At 33.3% G+C, this 25646-nt stretch carries 22 protein-coding genes, 1 tRNA gene and 1 pseudogene; 18 read left to right on the top strand and 6 right to left on the bottom strand.

The features are described from left to right. Positions 1-27: 27 nt before the first annotated feature. The 3 genes from AC2A1D_RS16470 to aroB form a co-directional block, all read right to left on the bottom strand. Positions 28-609: a porin family protein gene (locus AC2A1D_RS16470; protein ID WP_484044673.1), complete on the bottom strand. Its 582-nt coding sequence runs from the start codon at positions 607-609 to the stop codon at positions 28-30. A gap of 123 nt (positions 610-732) precedes the next feature. Further along, positions 733-1419 carry a porin family protein gene (locus tag AC2A1D_RS16465; protein ID WP_484044672.1) on the bottom strand — a complete coding sequence of 229 codons (687 nt, stop codon included), beginning with the start codon at positions 1417-1419 and terminating at the stop codon, positions 733-735. Between the two features lie 255 nt (positions 1420-1674). Further along, complete coding sequence (gene aroB / locus AC2A1D_RS16460) at positions 1675-2721, bottom strand: 3-dehydroquinate synthase (RefSeq protein ID WP_484044671.1); 1047 nt, start codon at positions 2719-2721, stop codon at positions 1675-1677. A 99-nt stretch (positions 2722-2820) separates the two neighbouring features. On the opposite strand from aroB, the gene AC2A1D_RS16455 reads away from it, so the two are divergent. Together AC2A1D_RS16455 and AC2A1D_RS16450 are read left to right on the top strand one after the other, a co-directional pair. Further along, positions 2821-3951 carry a pseudouridine synthase gene (locus AC2A1D_RS16455; protein WP_484044670.1) on the top strand — a complete coding sequence of 377 codons (1131 nt, stop codon included), beginning with the start codon at positions 2821-2823 and terminating at the stop codon, positions 3949-3951. Between the two features lie 451 nt (positions 3952-4402). Next, positions 4403-5125 carry an NUDIX hydrolase gene (locus tag AC2A1D_RS16450; protein WP_484044669.1) on the top strand — a complete coding sequence of 241 codons (723 nt, stop codon included), beginning with the start codon at positions 4403-4405 and terminating at the stop codon, positions 5123-5125. A 114-nt stretch (positions 5126-5239) separates the two neighbouring features. On the opposite strand, the gene AC2A1D_RS16445 is transcribed toward AC2A1D_RS16450, so the two are convergent. Continuing rightward, entirely contained in the window at positions 5240-5836 is a 597-nt protein-coding gene (locus tag AC2A1D_RS16445) for a hypothetical protein (RefSeq protein WP_484044668.1), read from the bottom strand. 158 nt (positions 5837-5994) lie between these two features. Here AC2A1D_RS16445 and AC2A1D_RS16440 point away from each other — a divergent pair, with 158 nt between their 5' ends. From AC2A1D_RS16440 to AC2A1D_RS16430, 3 genes are all read left to right on the top strand, one after another. Then, positions 5995-6867 carry an AraC family transcriptional regulator gene (locus tag AC2A1D_RS16440; protein WP_484044667.1) on the top strand — a complete coding sequence of 291 codons (873 nt, stop codon included), beginning with the start codon at positions 5995-5997 and terminating at the stop codon, positions 6865-6867. Between the two features lie 108 nt (positions 6868-6975). Next, positions 6976-7791: a Cof-type HAD-IIB family hydrolase gene (locus tag AC2A1D_RS16435; RefSeq protein WP_484044666.1), complete on the top strand. Its 816-nt coding sequence runs from the start codon at positions 6976-6978 to the stop codon at positions 7789-7791. Between the two features lie 127 nt (positions 7792-7918). Continuing rightward, positions 7919-8006: transfer RNA gene (locus tag AC2A1D_RS16430), tRNA-Ser, on the top strand. Between the two features lie 422 nt (positions 8007-8428). Here the strand turns inward: AC2A1D_RS16430 and AC2A1D_RS16425 are convergent. Both AC2A1D_RS16425 and AC2A1D_RS16420 read right to left on the bottom strand, forming a co-directional pair. Further along, a pseudogene (locus tag AC2A1D_RS16425) lies at positions 8429-8512 on the bottom strand (hypothetical protein); the annotation flags it as partial. 394 nt (positions 8513-8906) lie between these two features. Then, the gene (locus tag AC2A1D_RS16420) at positions 8907-9359 is read right to left on the bottom strand and encodes a ferritin-like domain-containing protein (RefSeq protein WP_484044665.1); all 453 of its coding nucleotides are present in this window, start codon (positions 9357-9359) and stop codon (positions 8907-8909) included. 528 nt (positions 9360-9887) lie between these two features. Here AC2A1D_RS16420 and AC2A1D_RS16415 point away from each other — a divergent pair. The 13 genes from AC2A1D_RS16415 (at position 9888) to AC2A1D_RS16355 (ending at position 25602) form a co-directional block, all read left to right on the top strand. After that, a complete protein-coding gene (locus tag AC2A1D_RS16415) occupies positions 9888-10298 on the top strand; it encodes an RrF2 family transcriptional regulator (protein ID WP_484044664.1) in 411 nt (136 codons plus the stop codon). Between the two features lie 88 nt (positions 10299-10386). Continuing rightward, entirely contained in the window at positions 10387-11100 is a 714-nt protein-coding gene (locus AC2A1D_RS16410; RefSeq protein WP_484044663.1) for a phosphoadenylyl-sulfate reductase, read from the top strand. Positions 11101-11112: 12 nt separating this feature from the next. Continuing rightward, on the top strand, positions 11113-12015 hold the full coding sequence (cysD, locus tag AC2A1D_RS16405; protein ID WP_484044662.1) for a sulfate adenylyltransferase subunit CysD: 903 nt from the start codon (positions 11113-11115) through the stop codon (positions 12013-12015). Between the two features lie 145 nt (positions 12016-12160). Continuing rightward, positions 12161-13399, top strand: coding sequence for a sulfate adenylyltransferase subunit 1 (locus AC2A1D_RS16400; protein WP_484044661.1), 1239 nt, complete (start codon positions 12161-12163; stop codon positions 13397-13399). 3 nt (positions 13400-13402) lie between these two features. Further along, entirely contained in the window at positions 13403-14236 is an 834-nt protein-coding gene (gene epsC / locus AC2A1D_RS16395) for a serine O-acetyltransferase EpsC (RefSeq protein WP_484044660.1), read from the top strand. Between the two features lie 33 nt (positions 14237-14269). Then, positions 14270-15181: a cysteine synthase A gene (gene cysK, locus AC2A1D_RS16390; RefSeq protein ID WP_484044659.1), complete on the top strand. Its 912-nt coding sequence runs from the start codon at positions 14270-14272 to the stop codon at positions 15179-15181. 21 nt (positions 15182-15202) lie between these two features. Further along, entirely contained in the window at positions 15203-16048 is an 846-nt protein-coding gene (gene cobA, locus AC2A1D_RS16385) for a uroporphyrinogen-III C-methyltransferase (protein WP_484044658.1), read from the top strand. Further along, positions 16038-17738 (top strand): diflavin oxidoreductase, encoded by a 1701-nt coding sequence (locus AC2A1D_RS16380; RefSeq protein ID WP_484044657.1) that lies wholly within the window; start codon positions 16038-16040, stop codon positions 17736-17738. Before cobA ends, AC2A1D_RS16380 begins: the two co-directional genes overlap by 11 nt. Positions 17739-17769: 31 nt before the next feature. After that, positions 17770-19443: an assimilatory sulfite reductase (NADPH) hemoprotein subunit gene (cysI, locus tag AC2A1D_RS16375; protein ID WP_484044656.1), complete on the top strand. Its 1674-nt coding sequence runs from the start codon at positions 17770-17772 to the stop codon at positions 19441-19443. A gap of 139 nt (positions 19444-19582) precedes the next feature. Further along, complete coding sequence (locus AC2A1D_RS16370; protein WP_484044655.1) at positions 19583-22456, top strand: TonB-dependent receptor; 2874 nt, start codon at positions 19583-19585, stop codon at positions 22454-22456. A gap of 5 nt (positions 22457-22461) precedes the next feature. After that, on the top strand, positions 22462-23997 hold the full coding sequence (locus AC2A1D_RS16365; RefSeq protein ID WP_484044654.1) for a TSUP family transporter: 1536 nt from the start codon (positions 22462-22464) through the stop codon (positions 23995-23997). 173 nt (positions 23998-24170) lie between these two features. Beyond that, positions 24171-24947 carry an XRE family transcriptional regulator gene (locus AC2A1D_RS16360; protein ID WP_484044653.1) on the top strand — a complete coding sequence of 259 codons (777 nt, stop codon included), beginning with the start codon at positions 24171-24173 and terminating at the stop codon, positions 24945-24947. A gap of 13 nt (positions 24948-24960) precedes the next feature. Continuing rightward, positions 24961-25602, top strand: coding sequence for an alpha-ketoglutarate-dependent dioxygenase AlkB family protein (locus tag AC2A1D_RS16355; protein WP_484044652.1), 642 nt, complete (start codon positions 24961-24963; stop codon positions 25600-25602). The last annotated feature ends 44 nt before the right edge of the window (positions 25603-25646 follow it).

The raw sequence follows: 25646 nt of genomic DNA, 5'->3' as shown, positions 1-25646 counted from the left end.
CCTGACCTTTTTTTAGACTTATTTATTTTAGAATTTATAAGCTAAACCAATTTGGAAAACACCATTTTTTACAGCATCAGCATCATTATTTTCAACAATATCTGAAGCTCCAGCAACATATCTAGCTGTAATTCCGTATTTGTTCATAAAATAGTAACCAGCTCCTAAACCAACTCCAAAATCGAATCCTTTGTAATATTGGTCTACATCCATAGAAGCTCCACCATCACCTTTTATTTTTCTGCTGATTGCAAAACTAAATTGTGGCCCTGCTTCTAGATAAAATTCCGGTAGAACATTATATTGGAACATTACAGGAACTGAAATATAATCAAGATTTAGTTTTATGCTAGAATAATCTTTGTTTTTTGCACCCATACCGCTGTATAAAACTTCTGGTTGTACACTGAAAGAAGTTGCAACAGGAATATTTGCAAAAGCACCACCATAAAAACCAGCTTTAGATTTTGCATCATCTGTATTAATAGTAGAAAGATTAAGACCTGCTTTGGCTCCAAATGTAACTCCTGTAGATGAAGTTTTTTTGCTTTCTTGCGCTAAAGTAAATGTACTTACCACTACTGTAAGTGCTAAAATGATTTTTTTCATTGTTTTAATGTTTATTATTTTGAGACTCCAAAGGTAGTGAAATTTGATACTCCGAAAATATGAAAAAGGTCAGGTTTCATTATAAAACCTGACCTTTTTTATTGAAATAAAGATTGTTTCTTATTAGAATTTGAATGCTAAACCAACTTGGAAGTTGTTATTTCTAATAGCATCAGAACCATTTGGTCTGTCTTTAGCCACATCTGTAACACCTGCTGTATATCTTGCTGTAATACCAATGTTATCTGTAAAATAATAACCTGCACCAATACCCACTCCGAAGTTGAATGTATTTAAGTTATCTTTATTGATATCATCTGTGTAACTAGATGTAGTTGTTGTACTATTAGATCCACTTGTTGTAGTAGTCGTTCTGTCTCCTTTGTTTTTAGCACTAATCATGAATCCGAATTCTGGCCCTGCTTCTAAATAGAAATTTGGTACAAAGTTGTACTGGAACATCAACGGAACTGTGATATAATCTAATTTAGTAGAGTAAGACTCAACATCTCTTGTTGTAATACCTGCAACAGTGTATTCGTTCACGTCTTCTACTTTAGCACCCAATTGGTTGTATAAAATCTCTGGCTGAATGCTGAATGACTGTGCAACAGGGATATTAACAAACGCACCTGCGTTTAATCCTATTTTAGAACTTTGATCTTCAAGACCTGCATCTTTAGATAATGAAGAAACGTTCATTCCGGCTTTAATACCAAATCTTGGTCCTGCGTTCGACGTTGATGGTGATGTTTGCGCAAATGCAAACGTACCTGCTGTAACTGCTAAGCTTAAGATTAACTTTTTCATAACTTTAAATTTTAATGTTTACTATTTCTAATTTTAAATTTTACTATTCTGTCTTTCTTCGAGTAAGACGTTTGCAGTCTTTCAAATACTTTGCCAAAAAGTAAATTTTATTGAGAAACAAAAAATAAAACCATCTGAAAATTCAAATGGTTTTATTTTTAAATAATTAAAAATCAGTATTTTAATTATTTTTTAAAAATTATGTTTTTAACATAACTTTGAGTGAACTTTAATCTGAAAATTGAATGCAATTTTTTAAAAATTGCTTAGTTTTTTATAATAATCTAACGATTTTAGTATGTTTTCGGTACTGCATTGATGGTCAAAAACACAAGATCCAATGCTATTAAGTAAAGAAAAATTGATTTTCTCGTCTTGATTTTTCTTGTCATTTAATAGTAATTCGAAAATTTGCTCCTCAGAAAAACCTGTAATATCTATATAGCAGAAGTATTTTGCAATATTATCAATAATAAATTCGGAATCTTCCAAACTCAACAGACCTTCTAAATAAGAAAGATGGGCTTCACATATCATTCCTAAAGCAACAGCTTCGCCATGAAGAACAGGATTTGCTGATGAAAGACATAGACTTTCGATTGCATGCCCAATTGTATGCCCGAAATTAAGAGTTTTTCTGATGTTTTTCTCGTAAAAATCGATATTTACAACTTTTTGCTTTATTTCCATAGATTTTTCAATAAACGGTTCAACACCTATAGGTTCTAAATGCTGAAGCTGAATTAAGTCTTCCCAATGTTTTTTATCGGCGATTAAACCGTGTTTCAACATTTCTGCAAAGCCACTTTTCAATTCTTTTGCAGGAAGTGTGTCTAAAAACCTTGGATAAGCAAAAATTTGCTCAGGAAAAGCAAAAGTTCCGACCATGTTTTTATAATTCATAAGATCGATCCCTGTTTTACCACCAATTGAGGCATCGCAAATAGACAATAAAGTCGTCGGAATATTAATGAAGCTAATTCCTCTTTTATAAGTAGAAGCTACAAAACCTCCCATATCGGTAATCACGCCGCCACCAAGGTTTATCATTAAAGATTTTCTGTCGGCTTGCATTTCGGTAAGAATTTCCCACAATTGATTGGCGGTTTGTATGTTTTTCATCTCTTCACCGGGTTCTACCTCAAGAATTTCGAAAGCAATATCCGTTTCAAGATTTCCTAAAAGAGTAGGAAGGCAATATTCATGCGTGTTTTCATCAACTAAAATAAAAATTTTGCTGAAAGAATTTTCAGATAAAAATTGGTTCAATTGAGAAAAATTGGAGTCTAATATCGTAATCATAACTATGATTTTGTATGTAAATGCTTTTTAATTCTACAAAGTTATGATTCTAAATTTTTAACTCGTTACTAAATTACTATCTTTGCACAAATATTTAGCATGAGCAGAGACAATAATTCAGGAAGACCAAAGAAACCAAGAAGTTCAACAAGAAATAATTCTGATGAATCTCGTGCTTCAAGATCTGGAAATTCCGGAGCTAAACCCTTCAAAAAATCTTTCCCAAAAACTGGTGAGAGAACTACCGATTCTAGAAAAAGTGGTACAAGCTACCAAGATCGAATGGATAAAAAATTCGGAAAAACCGAAAATGAGCCATTCATTACCAGTTCTGGAGAAGGTAAAAAATCTTTCGCACCAAAAAGAGGAGGAAGTAGACCGAATAATTTCGACGCTAGAGATAAGTACGAAAGAGGTAGCCTAAAATACGGAAGAAGACCAGGATCGGAAAGCAAAGAAGATAAAAACAAATCTTTTGTTCAGAAAAGAAGATTGAACAAAATCGACAAAGATATTCATAAAGATACTATTCGTTTGAATAAGTATATTGCCAATTCTGGTATCTGCAGCCGTAGAGAAGCAGATGATCTTATTGTGCAAGGTCTTGTAGAAGTAAACGGAAAAGTGGTTAATGAAATGGGATACCAAGTTCAGAAAACTGATAAAGTAGTTTTCGACGGACAAAGTATTACGCCAGAAAAACCTGTTTACGTTCTTTTAAATAAACCTAAAGGATATATTTCTACAACAAAAGATGATAAGGCCAGAAAAACGGTAATGGATCTTGTGGCAAATGCGTCACCTTACAGAGTATTTCCTGTAGGAAGATTAGACCGTTCTACAACGGGTGTTATTTTGTTAACAAACGATGGTCATATGACGAAGAAATTAACGCATCCATCATTTGATGCTAAAAAAATCTATCATGTAACTTTGGATAAAAAACTTACACATGAAGACATGAAACTTATTGCGGAAGGTATTCGTTTGGATGAAGGTGTTGCTGTGGTAGATCAAATTTCTTTTATTGAAGGAAAGCCTAAAAATGAAGTAGGAATTGAAATCCACATCGGATGGAATCGTGTTATCAGAAGAATTTTCCAAAGATTAGGATATGAAGTAGAAGCTTTAGACCGAGTAATGTTTGCTGGTTTAACGAAGAAAAACATTAAACGTGGACATTGGAGAATTCTTACAGAGCTTGAAGTAAATAACCTTAAGATGTTATAAAACTTAAAAGAAAAATAATACTTAAAACTGTCTCGATAGAGGCAGTTTTTTTATTTTTAAACAACAGAAAATTTTTTATTTTATCCTGAAGAGTTGTTTAACTGCTTTTTTAGGGATTTTTTTTGGAATAAAACAAAGAAGATTAATGTAAAATTGGCCTTAAAACAATTTTTGAAGTGGTTTTTCGTTAAAATGAAGCCAGATAATTATCATTATTTTCACGAAATAATGAATTTTATTTTTATGATAAGTAAAAGCTTTAAATAATTGTAAATGATCGTTTTTCTGATTAAAATATATGTGAGAAATGAAGGGGCTTATCATAAAATTTTAAGCTTTTGTATCATATAAAATAGATATATAATTACTTGATAAACAATATATAAGTAAATCCTATTCATTAATTAAATGGATTTTTTATATTTGTGATATTACGAAAATATTAATAACCATGATCCCCAATTTTATTCATACCTATGTTTCTGTAGACTGTGTTGTTTTTGGATTCGACAACGAAAACAGGCTCAACATTCTTTTGGTGCAAAAGCATTTTGAAGATACACCAGACGAAAAAAGCAAGAAACTTCCAGGTAGTTTAATTATGAGCAATGAAGATGTAGATGATGCCGCACAAAGAGTACTTACGGAGCTTACAGGGATTAAGAAAATGGTTTTAAAACAGTTTAAATGTTTTGCAGATCCCAATCGTGCTAATGAAAGCGATGTAAAATGGATGGACAAAGAGTACAGCCATCATATCGATAGAATCATCACGGTTGCTTATCTTTCTCTGTGTAAAATAGATAGAAAAATAAATAGTACCAAGTACGAAACTGTAGATTGGTTTCCTATTGAAAGTGTTCCAGATTTACCTTTTGATCATAATAAAATCATCAAAGAGGCACTTGTAGAAATAAGAAAGTGGATAGAATCTGATTTTTCTATCATATTTGAACTTTTGCCTAAAAAATTTACCATTAGACAATTATATCAGTTGTACAGTGCCATTAGTGAAAAGTATATCGATATTAAGAATTTTCATAAAAAAATATCATCATTTCAATACATAATTCCGCTTGATGAGATCGAGATCAATGTAGCGCATCGTGCAGCAAGATATTACAGGTTTGATCCCAAAATTTTTAAAAAAAATTACACTAAGCTCATTAAATAGTCTCTTTTTTTAGATTGCTTCGAATAAAAAAGAAAAATCAAGCTGGATACTGAAACTCAGAGCCAACTTGATTTTAAGAAACTATATAAAATTTTTGATTTTTTTGAAATACTACTATTTCAAAGAAATTATTTTTGTGAAAATATTGCCGTCTTCCTCTACGCTAATTATGTATTTGTCTGCGATCAAAGGATTTAGTTTAAAAATAAGGGAAAGATTTCCTCCTTCTGTATTTTTTATTTCGTTGTAATAAACATTACCGGCAAAATCGCTTACAGAAACTGTAGCAGGATTTTGTAGACTTTCCATCACTAGATTTACAGAGTTTTCTGAAATGGTATAAGAAGGTTTTTTAATCTGCGATACAGGTTTCTTATCGATGCTTACTTTATTTTGGTAGTCGATAGAGATTTTATATTTTTCAACTTTATTATCAGATTCTGCTATCAGATAATATGTTCCCATTTCTAGAGTTCTTAAGTCATAAGATTTTATAACAGTATTCGCAGCCTCTATTTTTTCCGAAAATACTTCACCACTTTTGTCGCTGTAAATAGAAAGGGAAATATTTTCCGCATTCATTACTTCAAAATTTAATGTGGTAGACGTAATTGCGCCAATAGATAAAGAAAAATCTTTGTCTTTGCTCATAAAACTTCCCGAAATTAATAGTGAACCGGTAAGCAAAATAGATTTTAATAAACTTTTCATAATAATAGGCTTTAGTATCAGTTAATTATAAGGCAAAATTACTTCAGTGAATGTATTTATTCTACCATCATGTTTTCATATTTATGTGCTATTTTAACTTCATTATTAATATGATTAAATAAAATTGTTAATTTTGTATATGTGTAAAAAGCGTAAAGATGAAACATTCCAATCCATCATTCGAAGCGATAAAACCCAATATTGGCAGTAGTTTCACAAGTTTAAAGTTTTTAAAAAATGAAAACTTAAAATCTCATGTTTGGCATTATCATCCAGAAATTGAGCTAATTTTTGTTTGCGGCGGTTCTGGGAAAAGACAAATTGGAAGTAATATTTCTTATTTTTCAGATGGTGATTTGGTTTTAATAGGAAGCAATTTGCCTCATTGTGGTATGACCAACGAAAATACCAATAACGATTACGAAATGGTTCTTCAGTTCAAGCCAGATTTTTTAGGTGATTCTATTTGGGAAATTCCTGAAATGCAAAAAATCGTAAGCTTGTTGGAAAGAGCTAAAGCAGGGATTGTTTTTTCAGATCAATTAAAAAAAATGGTGGGTAAAAAGATTGTGGAAATGCATGAGCTTTCTTCTTTGGAAAGGCTTTTGAAGTTTTTAGAAATTATAGAAATTCTCGCAACAACACAAGAATATAAAGTTTTAAATGCAGGGAAATATTATCTGCAAACTCAGATTGAGGATAATGAACGAATTAATGTTATTTTTAATTACGTAAAAGATCATTTTAAAGACCCAATCACTTTAGAAGAAGTTGCAAATTTAGCAGCGATGAAAGTGCCTTCTTTTTGCCGATATTTTAAAAAAATTACCAATAAAACATTCACGCAATTTGTGAACGAATATCGAATTACTCATGCTCTAAAATTACTCGCAGAACAACCTTTAAGCATTACGGATGTTTGCTTTGAATCTGGATTTAACAATTTTAGTTATTTCAACAAAACATTTAAAGAATATATGAAGAAAAGCCCATCTCAATACAGGAAGGAATTCAATCATTTAATTGAATAAATAGGAGAGAGGAAGCTTGTTTTTGGCTAAAACTTAACATAATAGAAATGGGATACTCAATATTAAAAGATATATTTGTATAGAATTCTAAACCTTTGAACAGAAAATATGAAAATGAACGATATTAGAATGATTGTAACCGACATGGATGGAACTTTTCTGAATTCTAAATACGAAGTAAGCCCAGATTTCCCTGAAGTTTACCAAGAACTTAAGAAAAGGAACATTGTTTTTGTTCCAGCAAGTGGAAGACAGATGTCCGGAATTACAAAATATTTTGGCGATATTGAACATGAAATAGGTTTTATTGCAGAAAATGGAGGCTATGTTGTGTATCAAAATCAAGAAATTTTTGCGGATCGCCTTAGTCAAAACTCTATTTCGGATATTATAAAAACAATAAGAGAAATTCCAGATGCAAGAGCTGTTTTAAGCGCAAAAGAAAGCTCTTATTATGAAAGTGATGATGAAGGTTTTGTAGAATATTTTAGTCGTTATTACATTAAAAATAAGAAGAGAGAAGATCTTACAGAAATCGTTGACGATTCTGTGTTTAAAATCGCGGTTTATCATCCTATAAGTTCAGAAGAATACCTTTATCCTGCTTTGAAAAAGTTTGAAAACGAAGAGTTAGTAGTGGTAGTTTCTGGTAAAAACTGGCTAGATATTATGAACAAGCACACCAATAAAGGTATTGCCATAGAAAAACTACAGCAATCATTAAGCATTCTTCCCGAGCAAACGATGGCATTTGGCGATTATCTGAATGATATTGAAATGCTCAAGAATGCGCAATATTCTTTTGCAATGAAAAATGCACACCCATCTGTAAAAGAGGTGGCCAAATATGAAGCATGTTCTAATGATAATTTTGGTGTTTTAGAAACTATCAAAAATTTTCTCGGAAAATTTGATGATATTTAAATCCTTAATATTCAACTGGAAAGCTATTTTAAGAAAATAAATTTTAAAATTTTCTTTGAAAAAGTTTGTAGAATACAAAAAACTTCCTATTTTTGCACCACTGAAAACGAGAGATCGTAGCAAGTAAGGAGAGTTGGCAGAGTGGTCGATTGCGGCAGTCTTGAAAACTGTTGACTGTAACAGGTCCGGGGGTTCGAATCCCTCACTCTCCGCCAGTTGGGAAACCAAAATAAGCTAAAACGCTGTAAACATAATGTTTACAGCGTTTTTTTTTGATATAGTGTCAAAATATATCAAAATATATCAAAATAAAAGTGACCTATTTAGTGACCTATTTGAAAATAGTAAAACAGGTCACTGAAATTTCTGGAAAACCCGCCTAATAGGCTGTTTAGTGATTGTACATCTTGCAAAAAGTGGTAACAAAAAGTAATTTATTAATCAATTAAAGTTATCACAAAATGAACAAAACATTCAACCTATTATTCTTTCTAAATCAGATGCAGAAAAGAGTAGAATGTAGCAGAAGTAAGATGTTGAGTTGAATATTTTCTGCCGTTCAACTCAAAACTCCCGATGTAAAAACCAGGTAATATATGCTATTAATTTTTGTATTTTTTGTGGTTGAATTTTTAAATCAGATGATTAGAAAAACAAAAGAAATTGCTTCATTTATGTTTGTAGAGCCAATCTTTTCAAACAATTTACTTCTATGAAATTTTACAGTACTTTCGAGAAGCTACTTTATCTATAAAGCTGAAATTCTGTAAATTATAGTTTTTAAACAAATCTTCGTGATACCATTTTTTTAACGTTAAGAAAGGTATCTGTAAAATTTGAGCAAGTTTTACTCTGGTGAGATTGTTTTTCTTTCGTGCTATTGCTTTTTTATGTCCTATATTTTTCACCATCATACAGTTAAAAAACCTTAGTTAATGAGCCAAATATAGCTGAATGTGTGCTTTTAACCGCTGTACTTTAATATAGTTTTTTTTGAAGGAATTTAGATTCACAAACTTTTAAAAAATTTGATCTAGTTTAAATCAAAAATCAATTATGATTTTAGTTTACATAAAAAAAGGCATTCACTCTAGAGAATGAATGCCTTTTTCTTTTTAATTTTTCAGCTCTTCCAAATTTTTAAATTTATGGTAAGAAGCTTTTAGATTTTGCAGTTGATCGAGTACTACGTGAGTGCTTTCCGAGCAGAGATTTCCGCTGTCTAAAGCGTCCTGATAAGCGTCGATTGCAGCTTTCTCTCCATATACCACATTTCCCAAACTTGCAGAGGCGTTATCGCCAGCAAAAGCATTTTTCACATCTATCCATGCACGATGTATAGATCCCGCTGCAGAACCCGAATTGTCGGGATCTCCGCCACGTTCTGTGATCAGATCAGATAATTCATTTTTCATATTTAAAGACTGCGAAACCATTTCATCGTAATCGGTGCGCAAAACAGGATAATGATCCCATACTTTGTCTTCAACTTTTGAAAATCCCTGAATTCTGTCGTTCGTAATGTTCAGTAAATCGTTTAATACTGAAACTGTTTTCGTATTGTCCATATTAATATTTTTTTGGTACTATTCACTTTACAAGGAGTGTGCCCTTCGTTGCGAAATGATAAAAGTGTGGTATTTAAAGTTTTTTTATAAAGAAAAAAATAACAGAGGAGATTTGAAAATAAAAAAACCTAGCCGAAGCTAGGTAAAAACTAATAACCATGAAAACTCAAATTAAACATGAGAATCGTTTCTATAAGAAGCAATAAAAATGCCGTAGATTCTTAAAAAATTATAATTATTTGTTATAACTTGTTAAAGTTTTATTTTTATTAGATAATATAATTGAATATGGATTGTCATTATGTTTAAAAAAAAATCGACTGTTAATTCTTTATTTCATTACTTTTCAATGGGGATTTTCATCTCGTTAAACATTCTTATAAAATGTATCATCATTAAAATAATATGAAATTATAGCTGAATTGTAAAAAATTATTCAGCAAAAAATATAATAGTTACGTTTCAGAAAAAATTCTTTTCGCGGATGAATTTTCAGAATCAAATAAATTATTATAAATTGCAAGGATTATGATGTCGAAACGTTGTAAATATGCTTTAAAAGCAATGGTAAGATTGGCAAGAAACTACAATAAAGGGTTTCTTTCTACTTCTATTATTGCTCAGGATGAAAATATTCCGAAAAAATTTTTGGAGCAAATTCTTCTTGAACTTAAAAGAGCAAAATTAGTAAACAGCAAACAGGGAAGTGTGGGTGGTTATTACCTTTTGAAATCTCCCGACGAAGTTTCTTTAGCAGACCTTTATCGTATTTTCGATGGCCCAATTGCACTTACTCCTTGTGTTTCTTTAAATTTCTACGAATCTTGCGATGATTGTGTAGACGAAGCTTCTTGCTATCTTAGAAATGAATTAATTAACGTTCGAGAAAAAACCAGAAAAAGCATGATGGAAGCTACTTTAACATCGTTTTTAAAGTAAATCTATATTTTTTTTGAATTAAATTCTACTAAATTGATAGGAGATATAGAAATAAGTTTTATATTTGCACCATCAAAATGTAAAATATATGGAAAACAGCCTGAAGTTAGAATTTGAAAATTTGATAAAAGAGTGGTCGGAAACCAATGAAAAAGACCATTTCTTATCTGAATTGGTTACAAGGTTTTCTGGAGAAACAATTTTTTCAACAAGTTTTAGCTACGAAGATCAAGTAATTACTCATCTTTTAAAAGATCTGGATACCACCATTTTTACCATCGATACCGGAAGATTGTTTGAGCAAACCTATGAAACTTGGGCTACAACCAAAGCATTCTTCAAAAAAGAAATTAAAGCATATTATCCAGATGCGGTAGAACTTCAGAATTTTGTTTCAGAAAAAGGTCCAGATTCTTTCTACCAGTCTGTAGAAAACAGAAAGCAATGTTGTACGATTAGAAAAGTACATCCTTTAAAAAAAGCACTTAAAGGATATAAAATTTGGATCACAGGTTTACGGGCAGAGCATTCTTTAAACCGACAAAATATTCCTCAGTTAGAATGGGATGAAGCGCATCAAATCATCAAGTTTCACCCTATTCTTCACTGGTCTACAGAAGAAGTGATTGAATATGTGAAAAAAAATCAATTGCCTTACAACTACCTTCATAAGCAAGGTTTTGCAAGTATTGGATGCGCTCCTTGTACAAGAGCCATACAGGAAGGAGAAGATATGAGAGCGGGACGATGGTGGTGGGAAGATGCCAATAAAAAGGAGTGTGGGTTGCATATTCATCAATAAAAAACAGAGAAAATGTCAAGATTAAATTATTTAGATCAATTAGAATCAGAATCTATTTACATATTACGAGAAGTTGCAGGACAGTTTGAAAGACCTGCGTTATTATTCAGTGGCGGAAAAGACAGTATTGTTTTGGCGCATTTAGCAGCAAAAGCTTTTAGATATGGGAAAATTCCTTTTACGTTTGTTCATATTGATACCGGTCATAATTTCTCTGAAGTGCTTGATTTTAGAGATCAATTGGTGAAAAAATTGGACGTTAATTTAGCCGTTCGAAAAGTGGAAGACACCATTAAAATTAAAAATTTAGCAGAACCGAAAGGTAAATTTCCCAGTAGAAACTGGTTGCAGACTTTCACATTATTAGACACCATTGAAGAGTTTGAATTTGATGCCTGTATTGGCGGCGCTCGTAGAGACGAAGAAAAAGCCAGAGCCAAAGAAAGAGTGTTTTCTGTACGAGATGAGTTCGGGCAATGGGATCCTAAACTTCAACGTCCTGAATTATGGGATATTTTCAACGGAAAAATTCACAAAGGTGAAAACGTACGTGTATTCCCAATCAGTAACTGGACAGAATTAGACATCTGGAATTACATCCAACGAGAAAAAATACAGCTTCCATCCATTTATTTTTCGCACGAAAGAGAGGTGATAGATTTGAATGGGCAGTGGATCGCCAATTCTTTATACGTTGCACTAGAAGATGACGATGTGATTACAACCAAAAAAGTACGTTACAGAACAGTTGGAGACATGACTTGTACTGCCGCAGTAACTTCAGAAGCCAATACGGTAGAAGAAGTTATTAACGAAATTATCGCAACCAGAATTTCCGAAAGAGGCGAAACCAGAATTGACGACAGAGTAACCGAAGCCGCAATGGAAGACCGAAAAAAGGGAGGCTATTTTTAAATAAGTAATGAGAAATTGGTAATCAGTAATGCCATTTTTCTGAAAATTTATTTTAAAAATATTTTTAAAACAAAGCAACAAAAAAGATTAATAGACTGGTAAATTACTCACTACCTATTAATTATTACTCATAACAAAACAACACATGGATATTTTAAGATTTATAACTGCAGGAAGTGTAGACGACGGGAAAAGTACGCTTATCGGAAGATTGTTGTACGACAGTAAAAGCATTCTTCAAGACCAGTTGGAAGTTTTAGAAAAACATTCTAAAAATAAAAACGAAGATGGAGTAGATTTAGCTCTTTTAACCGACGGTTTACGTGCCGAAAGAGAGCAGGGAATCACCATTGATGTGGCGTACAGATATTTTTCAACGCCGAAAAGAAAGTTTATCATTGCAGATGCTCCAGGTCATGTTCAATATACGAGAAATATGATTACAGGTGCTTCAAATTCAGATTTAATGATTATTCTTTTAGACGCAAGAAAAGGCGTTATCGAGCAAACCAGAAGACATTCCATCATTGCGTCGCTTCTTAAATTGAAGAAAGTAGTAGTTGCGATCAATAAAATGGATATGGTAGATTATTCTGAAGAAATTTATGAAAACATTAAGCAAGAATATGCAAAAATTGCAGAAAATTTAGGCTTACATGATGTTACCTATTTTCCGATTTCGGCTTTAAAAGGGGATAATATCGTTTCACTTTCCTCAAGAACAGATTGGTACCAAGGAAATACACTTTTAGAATATCTCGAAAATGTAGAATTTGATGAAGATTTAGGAAGCGGAAATCGTTTTCAGGTGCAATATGTTATTCGTCCGCAAACCGAAGAATTGCATGATTACAGAGGTTATGCAGGGAAAATTTTAAGCGGAGAATTTAAGAAAGGTGAAGCTATTCATATTCTTCCCGCAGGAATTTCAACTGAAATTTCGAAAATAGAAATCAACGGAATAGAAAGCGATATAGCCTTTGAAGGACAGCCGGTCGTTCTACATGTAAAAGACGATATAGACATTAGCAGAGGAGATTTTTTTGTAACGGAAGACCAAATTCCGAATGTAGAAAAAGAGGTCGAAGTACTGCTGTGTTGGCTGGATCAGAAATCATTGCAACCAGGCAATAAATATTTGCTTCAGCATCATAGCAAATTAATAAAATCTGTCATTAAAACCATAGAATATAAAATTAATGTCAACACGCTTGAAAAAGAAAACGCCGAAGAAGGAGTAAAACTGAACGAGATTGTAAAAGTGACTCTAAAAACCGCTCAACCTCTTGTTTATGATAGTTTTATCACCAATAAAAAAACAGGATCGGCAATTTTGGTAGACGAAAACTCCAATTCAACCGTTGCGGCATGTATAATACAGTAAATCATGCAAAATCAGTTTGATGACTTTATTAAAAAAGTCTTTCAAAAAAAGAAAAATAATTCTTTAGAATTTTTTGATAAAAAAGCTGCAGAACACTTTGTGGAAGAGCTTTACAGAATCGTTTTTCTTCCCGTTTCAATTGATACTCAAAAGCAATTAGAGCAAGATTTTAAGGCACTTCAACAGTTGCTTTCTGATGTTCTTTTAAATATTTCTCAAGATCAAAAAAGTACAGAAAAAAATGTAAAATTATTCTTTAATGCTTTGCCTGAGTTGTATGAAAAACTGAATTTGGATGCAGAAGCAATTTTAGAATTCGATCCTGCAACCGAATCTTTAGAAGAGATTTTGTTGTCGTATCCAGGTTATTTTGCGACTTATGTTTACCGTATTTCGCATCAACTTTGGAAACAAGGAATTAAAATTCTGCCTAGAGTTCTTTCTGAATACGCTCATTCTAAAACCGGAATCGACATTCATCCCGGAGCTGAAATTGGTGATTATTTCTTCATCGATCACGGAACCGGAATTGTAATTGGTGAGACTTCCATCATCGGAAATCATGTGAAAATTTATCAAGGCGTTACTTTAGGAGCTTTGAATGTTTCTAAACAAAATGCCAAACAAAAAAGGCATCCGAATATCGAAGATCACGTGATTATTTATTCGGGAGCCACCATTTTAGGCGGAAATACAACGATTGGAAGAGAAAGCGTCATTGGTGGAAATGTTTGGATTACCCAAAATGTGCCGCCGTATTCTCTTGTGTATCACAAAAGTGAAATTAAAATAAAGGATAACAGCAATTTACCTGAATCCTTAAATTTTGTAATATGATAAAAATAAAATTTAATATAAAAATCAACAGATATGAAATTCCAAAACGCACTAGAAACGATAGGGAACACCCCGATCGTAAAAATTAATACTCTTTTCGATTCAGACCATGAAGTTTGGATAAAACTCGAAAAAAGCAATCCCGGAGGAAGCATAAAAGACAGAATTGCTTTAGCCATGATTGAAGATGCAGAAAGTAAAGGTTTGCTAAATAAAGACACCGTAATTATTGAACCAACTAGCGGAAATACGGGTATCGGTTTAGCACTTGTTGCCGCAGTAAAAGGCTACAAATTGATTTTAGTAATGCCTGAAAGCATGAGTGTCGAGCGCAGAAAAATAATGCAAGCTTATGGCGCAGAATTCGTTCTTACACCAAGAGAAAAAGGAATGAAAGGAGCAATCGCAAAAGCTAGCGAATTATCTGAAGAAATCAAGAATTCTTGGATTCCGAGACAGTTTGATAATCCAGCCAACGTAAAAGTTCATGAAGAAACGACTGCCCAAGAAATCATCAACGATTTTCCTGAAGGTTTAGATTACCTCATTACAGGGGTTGGAACTGGTGGTCACATTACAGGAATTTCTAAAGTTTTAAAGCAAAAATTTCCGAATCTTAAAGTTATCGCTGTTGAACCAGAATTATCACCTGTTTTAAGCGGAGGCGAAGCTGGTCCGCATCCTTTACAAGGTTTGGGCGCTGGTTTTATTCCTTCTATTTTAGATACCAATTTATTAGATGAAGTGGTTAAAATTGGGAAAGATCATGCTTTTAAATTTGCCATTGATGCAGGTAAAAAAGAAGGACTTTTTGTAGGAATTTCTACAGGAGCTGCTTTGGCTGCCGTTGCTCAAAAACTTCCTGAACTTCCTGCGGGTTCAAAAATCCTTACCATTAATTACGATACAGGTGAAAGATACCTGTCTGTAGAAGGTTTGTTCTAACCTCAAAAAACCGTTACAAAAATGAAAACGAATATCAATTCACCAAAGGTTTACCTTATTGGTGCAGGACCCGGCGACCCTGATCTTATCACTTTAAAAGCCATAAAAGCCATTGCAAAAGCAGATGTAATCTTGTCTGACAGATTGGTGAGCCCAGAAATTCTGGAGCAATATGCCAACAAAAATTCTGAAATAGTCTATGTAGGGAAAGAATGCAGCAAAAATGCTTCTACACCTCAATCGATGATTAATGAAATGATGGTTGAATATGCTTTGCAAAATAAAACTGTGGCAAGATTGAAAGGTGGTGATGTCTCTATTTTCTCTAATATTTTGGATGAACTTCAAAGTTTAAAGCAAAACAAAATTCCTTACGAAATTATCCCGGGAATTACCGCTGCTTTAGGAGCTGCTGCATACGCTGGAATGCCTTTAACGGCTAGAAATCATGCCACTTCTGTAAGATTTCTCACCTATTATAAATCTGAAATTTTAGATGAAAAATATTGGCAAGAATTGGCTGTTACCAACGATACCATCGTTTTCTATATGTCTAAAGGAAATTTATCAAAATTAGTAGAAAAGTTTATCGAGCTGAACGTTTCAGGTGAAAAGAAAATTGCCATCATCGAACAAGCAACAACGCCATTCCAAAAGGTGTACACCTCATCTTTTAAAGAATTCGAAACAAAATTTGGCGACAAAGAATTTGCGTCACCATCTTTGGTTGTGATTGGCAAAGTGGTGTCGTTGCATGAAGAATTCTTTTGGCAAGAAAACTCAGAATTTGAAGGACTTTACTTTAAATCGGTTACCAACGGAAGTTTAATCCCTAAAACACAAAATTTTTTCCAATATGCTGTCTGAAAATCAATTAAATATTTTAAACCAAATCACAGAAAATTTTTCTAAAGAAGAAATTATTTGGACGAGCGGTTATCTTGCTGGTTTATTGAAAACACCTTCCGAAAGTGCAATTACAGCACTTTCCAATCAAGGAAATATAAATCATAAAATCACTTTAGCCTACGGAACCGAAACAGGAAATAGCAAAAAACTGGCAACAGAACTTGCAGGAATTATTAAAAAGAAAGGCGTAAAAGTAAAACTTGCTGATCTTTCACAATATAAGCCTAAAGATTTGGCTAAAGAAGAGTTTTTCTTCGTTATTATAAGTACTCAAGGTGAAGGTGAACCTCCAATTTTAGCTAAAAAATTCTACGATTATATTCATGAAAATGAATTGCAACTTACTCAATTAAAATATGGCGTTTTGGCATTGGGAGACAGCAGTTATCCTCTGTTTTGCAAAACCGGAGAAGATGTAGATGCGCGTTTTGAAATCTTAGGGGCAGAAAGAGTTTTGCCTCTGAAAAAGTGCGATGTTGATTATGAAACTGAAGCTCAGCAATGGATAGAGCATATTTATAATGTTTTGTCTAAAACTTCGGTTAATAATCAAGTGAATATTTCAGTTGCAAAAGTAAATTCAGGAAGAAAAAAATACATTGGAAAAGTTTCAACCATTATCAATCTGAACGATATTACTTCGGAAAAAGAAACCTATCACATAGAGATTGAAGCCGAAGAACCTATATCTTACAAACCAGGAGATGCTTTAGGTGTTTTACCATTAAATCCAAGTGATGTGGTGGAAGAAATCATTCAAATTACAGGGATTGATCCTGAAAAACAGATAGAAACTTCAAAACTTACCGCAACAGCAGAAGAGCTTTTGAAAAAGCACCTCAACATCAGCTTTCTTCTAAAAACAACAGTCGCTCATTATGCGGAAATTACTGGAAATCAAATTCCGGAAGTACGATTAAGTCTTCTTGATTTAATTAAAATTTACCCCGTAAAAAATGCGGAGCAATTTGAAGAAATTATTAAAATTCTTACGTTTCAATCGCCTCGATTGTATTCAATTTCTTCGTCGCCGGAAGCGCATGGAGATTCAGAAATACACATTACGGTGGCAAAAACTGAGTTTTTAATCGACCATAAAAAACAAAACGGTTTGTGCAGCGGATTTTTAAGTGAATTTAAAGAAGAGGAAGAACTTGAATTTTACATTCAAGAAGCGAAACATTTTAAACTTCCAGATCCTGAAAAAGACATCATTATGATTGGTCCGGGAACAGGTATTGCGCCATTCCGTTCATTTTTATGGGAAAGAGATGCGGTTGGAGGTTCAGGTAGAAATTGGCTGTTCTTTGGTGACAGGAATTTTACTTCAGACTTTTTGTATCAAGCAGAAATTCAGGATTTTCTGAAAACAGGAACGTTGACGAATCTAGATACCGCATTTTCAAGAGATACCGATCAGAAAATTTATGTTCAGAATAAACTTCAGAAAAAAGGGCAGGAAGTGTTTCAATGGCTTGAAGCAGGAGCTTCACTTTATGTGTGTGGAACGAAGGATCCGATGAGTAAAGATGTGGAAGAAACCCTTTTGGATATCATTCAGGAACAAGGAAACAAAAATAGGGAAGAAGCGCAAAATTACCTCGAAGAAATTGAACTGAGCGGAAGATACGCCAAAGATGTTTATTAATTGTAACCGACTTAAAATCTAAAACAACAACATGAATCATAAAGAAAATCTTTCTCCGGTAGAAAGGATAAAAACCGAAAGTAATGGACTTCGAGGAACGCTGAAGCAAAGTCTTGAGGATGAATTTACAGGTGCCATTCGTGAAGACGATCAAACGCTTATCAAATTCCACGGAATGTATCAGCAAGACGACAGAGACAGAAGGGAAGAACGTGTGGCTAAAAAACTAGAGTGGCTCTATTCTTACATGATTAGACTGCGACTTCCAGGAGGATTTTTAACACCGCAACAATGGGTAGGTTTAAACCAAATTGCTGAAGATCATTCCACAGGAACGATAAAAATTACGACAAGACAAACGGTACAGCTTCATGGGATTTTGAAGTCACATTTAAGACCGACCATTCAACAGTTTAATCTGCAACATTTAGATTCTATCGCAGCTTGTGGAGACGTTAATAGAAATGTGACTTGTACTTCAAATCCATCAGAATCTCCTGTTCATCAGGAAGTGCATGATTTGGCTGGAAAAATCAGCGAAATGTGTCTTCCAAAAACCAAATCTTACTATGATATTTGGATTGATGATGAGTTGTTGATCGACAGAAAAGCAGAGGAAGATCCTTTATACCAAGACCGATATTTACCTCGAAAACTGAAGATTGGAATTGCAATTCCACCCAATAACGATGTTGATGTTTTCATTAACGATATTGCTTTAATTGCGATTGTTGAAGAAGATAAAATTGTAGGTTACAATATTGCTGCAGGTGGCGGTTTGGGTGCAACAAACGGAAATGCTTCAACTTACGCTCGTCTTGCGTCTGTTTTAGGTTTTGTAGATTCTGAAGAGAAAGCCTTGAAAGCCGTTTACGAAATTATAACCGTACAACGCGATTTTGGAAACAGATCCGACAGAAAATTATCTAGGCTAAAATACACCATCGATAAATTAGGGATTGAAGGATACAGAACCGAAGTCGAAAAACGTACGGGTTTCAATTTTGAACCTGCAAGAGAATTCAAATTTACTCAAAGAAAAGACCGTTATGGTTGGGTTAAAAATCATGAAGGAAATTGGTTTTACACGCTTTTTGTAGAGCACGGAAGAGTTTTAGATATCGAAAACTATCCTTTAAAATCCGGTTTGTTGAAAATTGCTGAGACGGGAAAAGTTAATTTCAGATTTACGAGCAATCAAAATTTAATTCTTTCAGATATTAAAGAAGAAGATAAAGCTGAAATTGAAAGACTTCTGCAAGAATTCGGAATTTCTGAAGCCACCAACAGCGCAAGTGCTCTAAGAAAAAATTCAGTGGCTTGTGTTGCTTTAAATACGTGTTCGCTTGCTTTGGCAGAAGCACAACGATATTTGCCTTCTTTGGTCACGAAAATAGAGCCTATTTTGGAGAAATATGGTTTGCTTGAAGACGATATTACGATAAGAATGACGGGTTGTCCGAACGGTTGCGGAAGATCTCCAAATGCAGAAATTGGTTTTGTAGGAACAGCCTACGGAAAATACAATCTGCACATCGGTGGCGATCGCTTAGGACTTCGTCTCAATACAAAATACAAAGAAAATATCGGTGAAAACGAAATTCTGGAAACCTTAGATGAGCTTTTCAAAATTTATGTAAAAGACAGAAAATCAGAGGAGACTTTTGGAGATTTTTCTTATCGTTATTTACAAACTTTAGAATAATATATATATGAAAACAATTCTGTTTCAACAGATTAATATAAGGCAATTACATCTACAAATTTTAGGAAAACGAATGTGTATGTGCTGTTTAGAAATAAACAGCACATCAGATTCTCATTAACCTAAAAAATGTTATTCAATGAAAACCCACATTCAAAATAAATTATTTACAAAATTACCTTTACTATTTTTCACCTTTTTATTTTTCTCTTTTTTACCTGCGCAACAACTTATAGAGCTGAGTGGTACAGTACATCATATTGATACTCGTAAAGCTGTTCCGGGTGTAAAAATAACAGTAGAAAACACCCAGGATTCTGCTTTTTCAGATGATGAAGGAAACTTTGTCATTCGGACAAGAGTTCAGATTCCTTTTAGAATAAGCATCAACAAGCAAGGTTTCACAAATCAAACTATTGAAGTTCTTTCGCTTTCCAATAAAATTGCTGTTGAACTTAATCCGCAAAATACAATTATTAATGAGGTTGTTATTTCTGCATCGAAAGTTCCTGAAAAAGTTTTAAAATCGCCCATTGCCATTGAAAGAATTGATATTAAAACAATTCGAGAAAGTCCTGCTTCATCATTTTATGAAACTTTAGAAAATGTAAAAGGATTACAGCTTTTAACATCCAGTCTTACCCTTAAAGTACCCAATTCTAGAGGTTTTAATTCTCCGAATAATTTTAGATTTATGCAGTTGGTAGATGGAGTAGATGTACAGTCGGCAACACTGGGAGTTCCTTTAGGAAATGCAATCGGACCTACGGAGTTAGACATTCAATCAATGGAAGTTACTCCTGGTGCGGGTTCTGCACTTTACGGAATGAATGCCATTAATGGTTTGGCAAGCCTTCAAACCAAAGATCCTTTTACTTCGCAAGGTTTGAGTGTTTATTTTCGAGGAGGGGTAAATCATGTAGATAATTTGCGACATCAAATTTCGCCTTTAGGAGAAAGTGCAGTACGTTTTGCGAAAGCTTTTAATGAAAATTGGGCTGTAAAGATTAATGCATCCTATTTTAAAGGTGTAGATTGGATTTCAGATAATCAGACAGATCAAAATCCTAATTCGTTGTTAACTGCCAATCCTGGTTTTGCGCTTTCCAATAATCCTGCTGAAGATTTATGGAATAAATATGGTGATGAAAGAAACAACCGAGTTGCCGTAAAAGTAAATTATAACGGAAAACCAACTACTTTCAATGTTTCACGAACTGGTTATTACGAAAAGGATTTAGTAGATCCTGAAGTAAAGAATATTAAATTTGATGCTGGTTTATATTACAAATTTGGAGATCAATGGAGAAGTTCTTACGTGTACCGTTACGGATTATTGGACGGTACTTTCCAAAGAGGAAATAAAATTCGTCTTCAGAATGCAACGGTTCAAAATCATAAAGTAGAACTTACAGGGAAAGAACTTACGTTAAGAGCCTACGTTTCTATAGAAGATACTGGAGATTCTTACAATTTAAAACCATTAGCAGATAATCTCGATCTCACAAATCTTTCGAATGCAAATTGGAGAAATCTTTTTCAAAATTCTCTTCAAAATAGTCTTAATGCAGGTGTAAATCTAAATGAAGCTTTTATTCTTGCAAGACAGGAAGCCGACAAAAATAGAGTAGTTCCCGGAACTTTGGCATTTGAACAATTAAAAAATACAATAATAGGCATTAATAATTGGGACTCTGCAAATGGAGGTGTTGCGGGAGCTCCTTCAACTGGAGGTGCAAAATTACAACAAAAATCACGTTTTTATCAAGGAGAGCTTACGTATGATTTTAGTAGAATTGTAAAAGTTTTCAGTCTTTTGGCTGGTGTTGATTACCGTTTATACAGTATTATTCCCGATGGAAATAATTTTGTAGATTTTGAAAGACCTGTTGCAGAACGAAATATACCTTTAAATGATGGGAGCTTCGGAAACGATGTGATCTATCAGAAATACGGAATTTTCACTCAGTTTACAAAACTATTTTTTGATGAAAAGCTAAAGCTTAATATTGCTTTTAGATTTGATAAAAATCCAGAGTTTGAAGCAAAATTCAACCCAAGGTTTAGCATTGTTTATTCTCCTGTAAAACAGCATAATTTTCGTGCATCTTTTCAAAACGGATATCGTTTTCCATCATTATTTGAAGCTCTTTCGTTCGTAAACAACGGAAATGTAAGAAGAGTAGGTGGCTTAGCAAAGGTAAATGAAGGTTTAGGATATTTAGAAAATTCTTATACCTTAACTTCGATTGATGCTTTCACTGCTGGTGTAAATGCTTCTGTAGACGGAGGTTTAAGCCAAAATCAGGCGGCTTTAAATAACAAAAATCTTTTGGTAGTTGCTAATTTACAAAAGTTACAACCGGAGAAAATTAATTCTTTTGAAATTGGTTACAAATCGATCTTTCTTAATAACAAGCTTGCCTTAGATTGGGATTTTTATTACAATATTTATGAAGGATTTTTAGGGCAGGTAGAAGTTTCGGTTCCGAAAAATGTAAGTGTTGGTACAGATCAAGCTGCTCTTGCTATGTTAGACCGTTCACAACAAGATCGCTATAGAGTGTACACCAATAGTAATAAAGCGTATAAAAGCTACGGCTCATCTTTGGGAATTCGATACAATATTGTAAAGAATTATAATGTGAATGCCAATTTTTCTTACAACAATTTAATGAGTTCAAATACAGCAGATATTTTTATCACAGGATTTAATACTCCAAAATGGATTGTAAATGTAAGCGTTGGAAATAGAGAAATTATTAAAAATATTGGTTTCACGGTTGTTGCAAGATGGCAAGATCAATTTTTATGGGAAAGTCCTTTAGCAACAGGAAAGGTTCCTTCATATTACACCCTAGATTTACAGGCTACATGGAGAATTCCGGAAATTAATGCTCAGGTAAAAGCAGGAGCAACCAACTTGCTTAATCGTCGTTATTTTCAATATGCTGCAGGTCCGGAAATTGGAGGTTTATATTATTTATCATTCACTTACGATTTAAAACTTTAATAAAAATGACAAATACTTTGTATCCTGTATTTTTACAGCTCGAAAAACTGTCGTTATTAATTATTGGCGGAGGAAAAGTGGCTCTTGAAAAACTAGAATCTGTTCTCGCCAATTCCCCACAAACATCGATACGATTGGTAGCAAAGGAAATTATTCCTGAAATTAAGTTGCTTACAGAAAAGTTTCCCAATCTTAAGCTTGATGAAAGAGCTTATGAAAAAGAAGATTTCGAGAATACAGAATTGGTTATTGTTGCTGTAAATAGTATTCAATTATCTTCACAAATTCGAGCCGAGGCGCATGAATTTAATTTGCTGGTAAATGTTGCCGATAAACCTGATTTATGTGATTTTTACTTAGGTTCTATTGTACGAAAAGGTAATTTGAAAATCGCAATTTCTACCAACGGAACATCTCCAACGGTTGCTAAAAGAGTTCGTGAAATTTTAACGGAAACTATTCCTGAAGAAATCGATCAACTTTTAGAGAATATGCAGGAAATCCGAAATCAATTAAAAGGAGATTTTAATTATAAAGTAAAAGAGCTAAATCGTTTAACGACGGAATATTTGCATAAAGATTCTCATATTAATGTTTCACCCAACCCAGAAATAGAAAATCTACTGAAAATAACACAATCTGTACAAAAAAGAGCTAATATTTACCTGGGAATTATTGGTTTTTTTATCTTATTTGGAATTCTTGGAATCCTCATTCACGAGTTTCATCTTTCAGCAGACATTCAACAATTTTTAAATAAAGACAATTATATTTTTTATTGGATGTTGTTGGCTGGTTTTTTGGCAGAAATTGTAGCAGGATCCATGGGAATGGGGTATGGTGTAATATGCACCACTATTTTACTTTTGCTGAATGTACCGCCACCCGTAATTAGTGCAAGTATTCATTCTGCAGAATCTTTTACCACAGCAGCAGGAAGCTTCAGTCATTACAAACTTGGAAATGTGAACAGAAAATTGGTTTTTGCATTATTTCCTTTAGCAATAGTGGGTTCGGTTGTGGGAGCTTTAGCTCTTTCGCACTACGGAGAGCATTATGCACATATAATAAAACCCATTATCGCGTGTTATACTTTATATCTTGGATTAAATATTTTGAAGAATTCTTTTAGAGAAAAAAGAGAGAATTTTATAGACAAAAAACCAAAAACGAATTTGAAAATCTTAGGATTTACAGGTGGTTTTATTGATTCTTTTGCAGGTGGAGGATGGGGTCCACTCGTAACGGGAACTTTAATAAAAGAAGGACGTACACCAAGATTTGTGGTTGGTAGTTCTACAGTTGCAAAGTTTTTATTAACCATTACCAGTGCAGTTACTTTTATTTTCACCATCGGAATTCACCATTGGAATATTGTTTTAGGATTGCTTTTGGGAGGAGTTATCACAGCGCCATTTTCTGCAATGCTCACATCTAAATTACCTTCTAAAAAAATGTTTTTTGTAGTGGGAGTTGTTGTGGTTTGTATGAGCGTTATTAGTATTTTAAAATCAGTGATCTCTTACAATAAATTTATTTAGATTTTTTTACTCGTATAGAGTTTTACTTATCTGTTTATCAATAATTTAAGTTTATCGGATATAATTATTCGGTAAACTTTTTTTTGGTGGAAAACTAAAAAAAGGAGGAAAATACTTTTACTTGTGATACTTTTTGTATCATTTTTATTATATTTGCTGATACAAATTGTATCATGTCTATATTTTCAGATAATATTAAATTTTTAAGAACGAAGAAAAACATTACGCAACAAGAGTTTGCGGATAAAATTTCTTTGAGCAGAGTGCGCTATTCTAAATATGAAGATGGGCGTTCTGAACCTCCGTTTGAGATTTTAATTAATATCTGTAATTTTTTTCATGTAAGTATAGATTTGCTTTTAAAAGTAGATATTAGAAAGTATTCTATAGCCGATATTCTGAAACTTCCAGAAAACAGAACCGTACTTCCTGTGGTAGTAGATAATGACGGAAATAATTTCATAGAAGTGGTTACACAAAAGACTTCTATGGGATACTTGAACGGATACAGCGACCCTGAATATATAGAAAGTCTTCCAAGAATGGTTCTCCCTTTTTTGCAAAACGGAAAATATCGTGGCTTTATGGCAGAAGGAGATTCTATGCCGCCTTTTACCGACGGAACTTGCGTTATTGGCGAGTATGTAGAAGCTCTTGCCGATTTAAAAAAAGGAAAAGAATATATTTTTATTACATCTAATGGAAGAACTTTTAAAACCTTTGTAATGCAAAATGAAACGGCCATTACAGTAGCGGCAGATAATTCTTTTTATGAGCCCTATGAAATTCCGTTGGAAGATATTGTTGAAGTGTGGAGGTATAAACAAGGAATTTTACCTCAAGAATATAAACCCAATTTTTCTAATGAAACTCAAGAATTAAAGGAAATGATGATGGATATGAAGCGAGAAATTCAAGTATTGAGTTCTAAAGTTTCCCAATCCCGTTAATGTTTTTTTAATCATGAAGCAACTGAGTTTATTTGAAACAGGAGAGTACTACGAATTTCCAGAAAATCTCCTAGAATATCGAGAAAATTTTCTTACCATTGAAGAAGCAAACCAACTTCAACACTTACTTTTATGTGCAACTCCCTGGAAGCAGAAAGACCAAAAAATGTATTCCAAATCTGTCTTAACTCCTCGATTAACGGCTTGGTACGGAGACGAAAAAAAAGCATACAAACTGGGTGGAAGCGAGTTTGAAGTAAACAACTGGACCCCACAATTGCTTTCCGTAAAAGCTAAAATAGAAGAGCAGTTCGGATATGAATTTAATTCTGTTTTGTTGAATCTTTATCGGGACGAAAATGATTCTGTTGCATGGCATCGAGACAAAGATAGACAATATGGAAGCCGTCCTGTAATAGCTTCTATTAGCCTTGGACAAACCAGGAAATTCGATTTTAGAAACCTCGATAATCATCAAAAAAAATACAGTTTACCGCTTCCTCATGGTTCGCTCTTAATTATGAAAGGCGATTTGCAGGAACATTGGGAACATAGAATTGCCAAATCAAAACAGCCGATGAAGGAGCGAATCAATCTTACTTTTCGTTGTGTGAAAGAACTGTATTGTTCGGATTCCCAAGCTTCATTAAATTAATGATGTATTTATTGAAAAAAGTTATTTTTTACATTGGGTGAACT

It is taken from the genome of Chryseobacterium sp. HNCC26DJ239 (assembly GCF_057180445.1).
Note: the sequence above shows the minus strand (reverse complement) of the source record. Positions and strands in the feature narration are given on the sequence as shown.

Coding starts and splice junctions, on each gene's coding strand:
- cysK (WP_484044659.1), top strand. CDS start 14,270: ATGAAATTCCAAAACGCACTAGAAACGATAGGGAACACCCCGATCGTA.
- AC2A1D_RS16445 (WP_484044668.1), bottom strand. CDS start 5,836: ATGAAAAGTTTATTAAAATCTATTTTGCTTACCGGTTCACTATTAATT.
- AC2A1D_RS16450 (WP_484044669.1), top strand. CDS start 4,403: ATGATCCCCAATTTTATTCATACCTATGTTTCTGTAGACTGTGTTGTT.
- AC2A1D_RS16360 (WP_484044653.1), top strand. CDS start 24,171: ATGTCTATATTTTCAGATAATATTAAATTTTTAAGAACGAAGAAAAAC.
- AC2A1D_RS16355 (WP_484044652.1), top strand. CDS start 24,961: ATGAAGCAACTGAGTTTATTTGAAACAGGAGAGTACTACGAATTTCCA.
- AC2A1D_RS16440 (WP_484044667.1), top strand. CDS start 5,995: ATGAAACATTCCAATCCATCATTCGAAGCGATAAAACCCAATATTGGC.
- epsC (WP_484044660.1), top strand. CDS start 13,403: ATGCAAAATCAGTTTGATGACTTTATTAAAAAAGTCTTTCAAAAAAAG.
- AC2A1D_RS16470 (WP_484044673.1), bottom strand. CDS start 609: ATGAAAAAAATCATTTTAGCACTTACAGTAGTGGTAAGTACATTTACT.
- AC2A1D_RS16435 (WP_484044666.1), top strand. CDS start 6,976: ATGAAAATGAACGATATTAGAATGATTGTAACCGACATGGATGGAACT.
- AC2A1D_RS16410 (WP_484044663.1), top strand. CDS start 10,387: ATGGAAAACAGCCTGAAGTTAGAATTTGAAAATTTGATAAAAGAGTGG.
- AC2A1D_RS16365 (WP_484044654.1), top strand. CDS start 22,462: ATGACAAATACTTTGTATCCTGTATTTTTACAGCTCGAAAAACTGTCG.
- AC2A1D_RS16420 (WP_484044665.1), bottom strand. CDS start 9,359: ATGGACAATACGAAAACAGTTTCAGTATTAAACGATTTACTGAACATT.
- AC2A1D_RS16380 (WP_484044657.1), top strand. CDS start 16,038: ATGCTGTCTGAAAATCAATTAAATATTTTAAACCAAATCACAGAAAAT.
- AC2A1D_RS16455 (WP_484044670.1), top strand. CDS start 2,821: ATGAGCAGAGACAATAATTCAGGAAGACCAAAGAAACCAAGAAGTTCA.
- AC2A1D_RS16370 (WP_484044655.1), top strand. CDS start 19,583: ATGAAAACCCACATTCAAAATAAATTATTTACAAAATTACCTTTACTA.
- AC2A1D_RS16415 (WP_484044664.1), top strand. CDS start 9,888: ATGATGTCGAAACGTTGTAAATATGCTTTAAAAGCAATGGTAAGATTG.
- cobA (WP_484044658.1), top strand. CDS start 15,203: ATGAAAACGAATATCAATTCACCAAAGGTTTACCTTATTGGTGCAGGA.
- cysD (WP_484044662.1), top strand. CDS start 11,113: ATGTCAAGATTAAATTATTTAGATCAATTAGAATCAGAATCTATTTAC.
- aroB (WP_484044671.1), bottom strand. CDS start 2,721: ATGATTACGATATTAGACTCCAATTTTTCTCAATTGAACCAATTTTTA.
- AC2A1D_RS16400 (WP_484044661.1), top strand. CDS start 12,161: ATGGATATTTTAAGATTTATAACTGCAGGAAGTGTAGACGACGGGAAA.
- cysI (WP_484044656.1), top strand. CDS start 17,770: ATGAATCATAAAGAAAATCTTTCTCCGGTAGAAAGGATAAAAACCGAA.
- AC2A1D_RS16465 (WP_484044672.1), bottom strand. CDS start 1,419: ATGAAAAAGTTAATCTTAAGCTTAGCAGTTACAGCAGGTACGTTTGCA.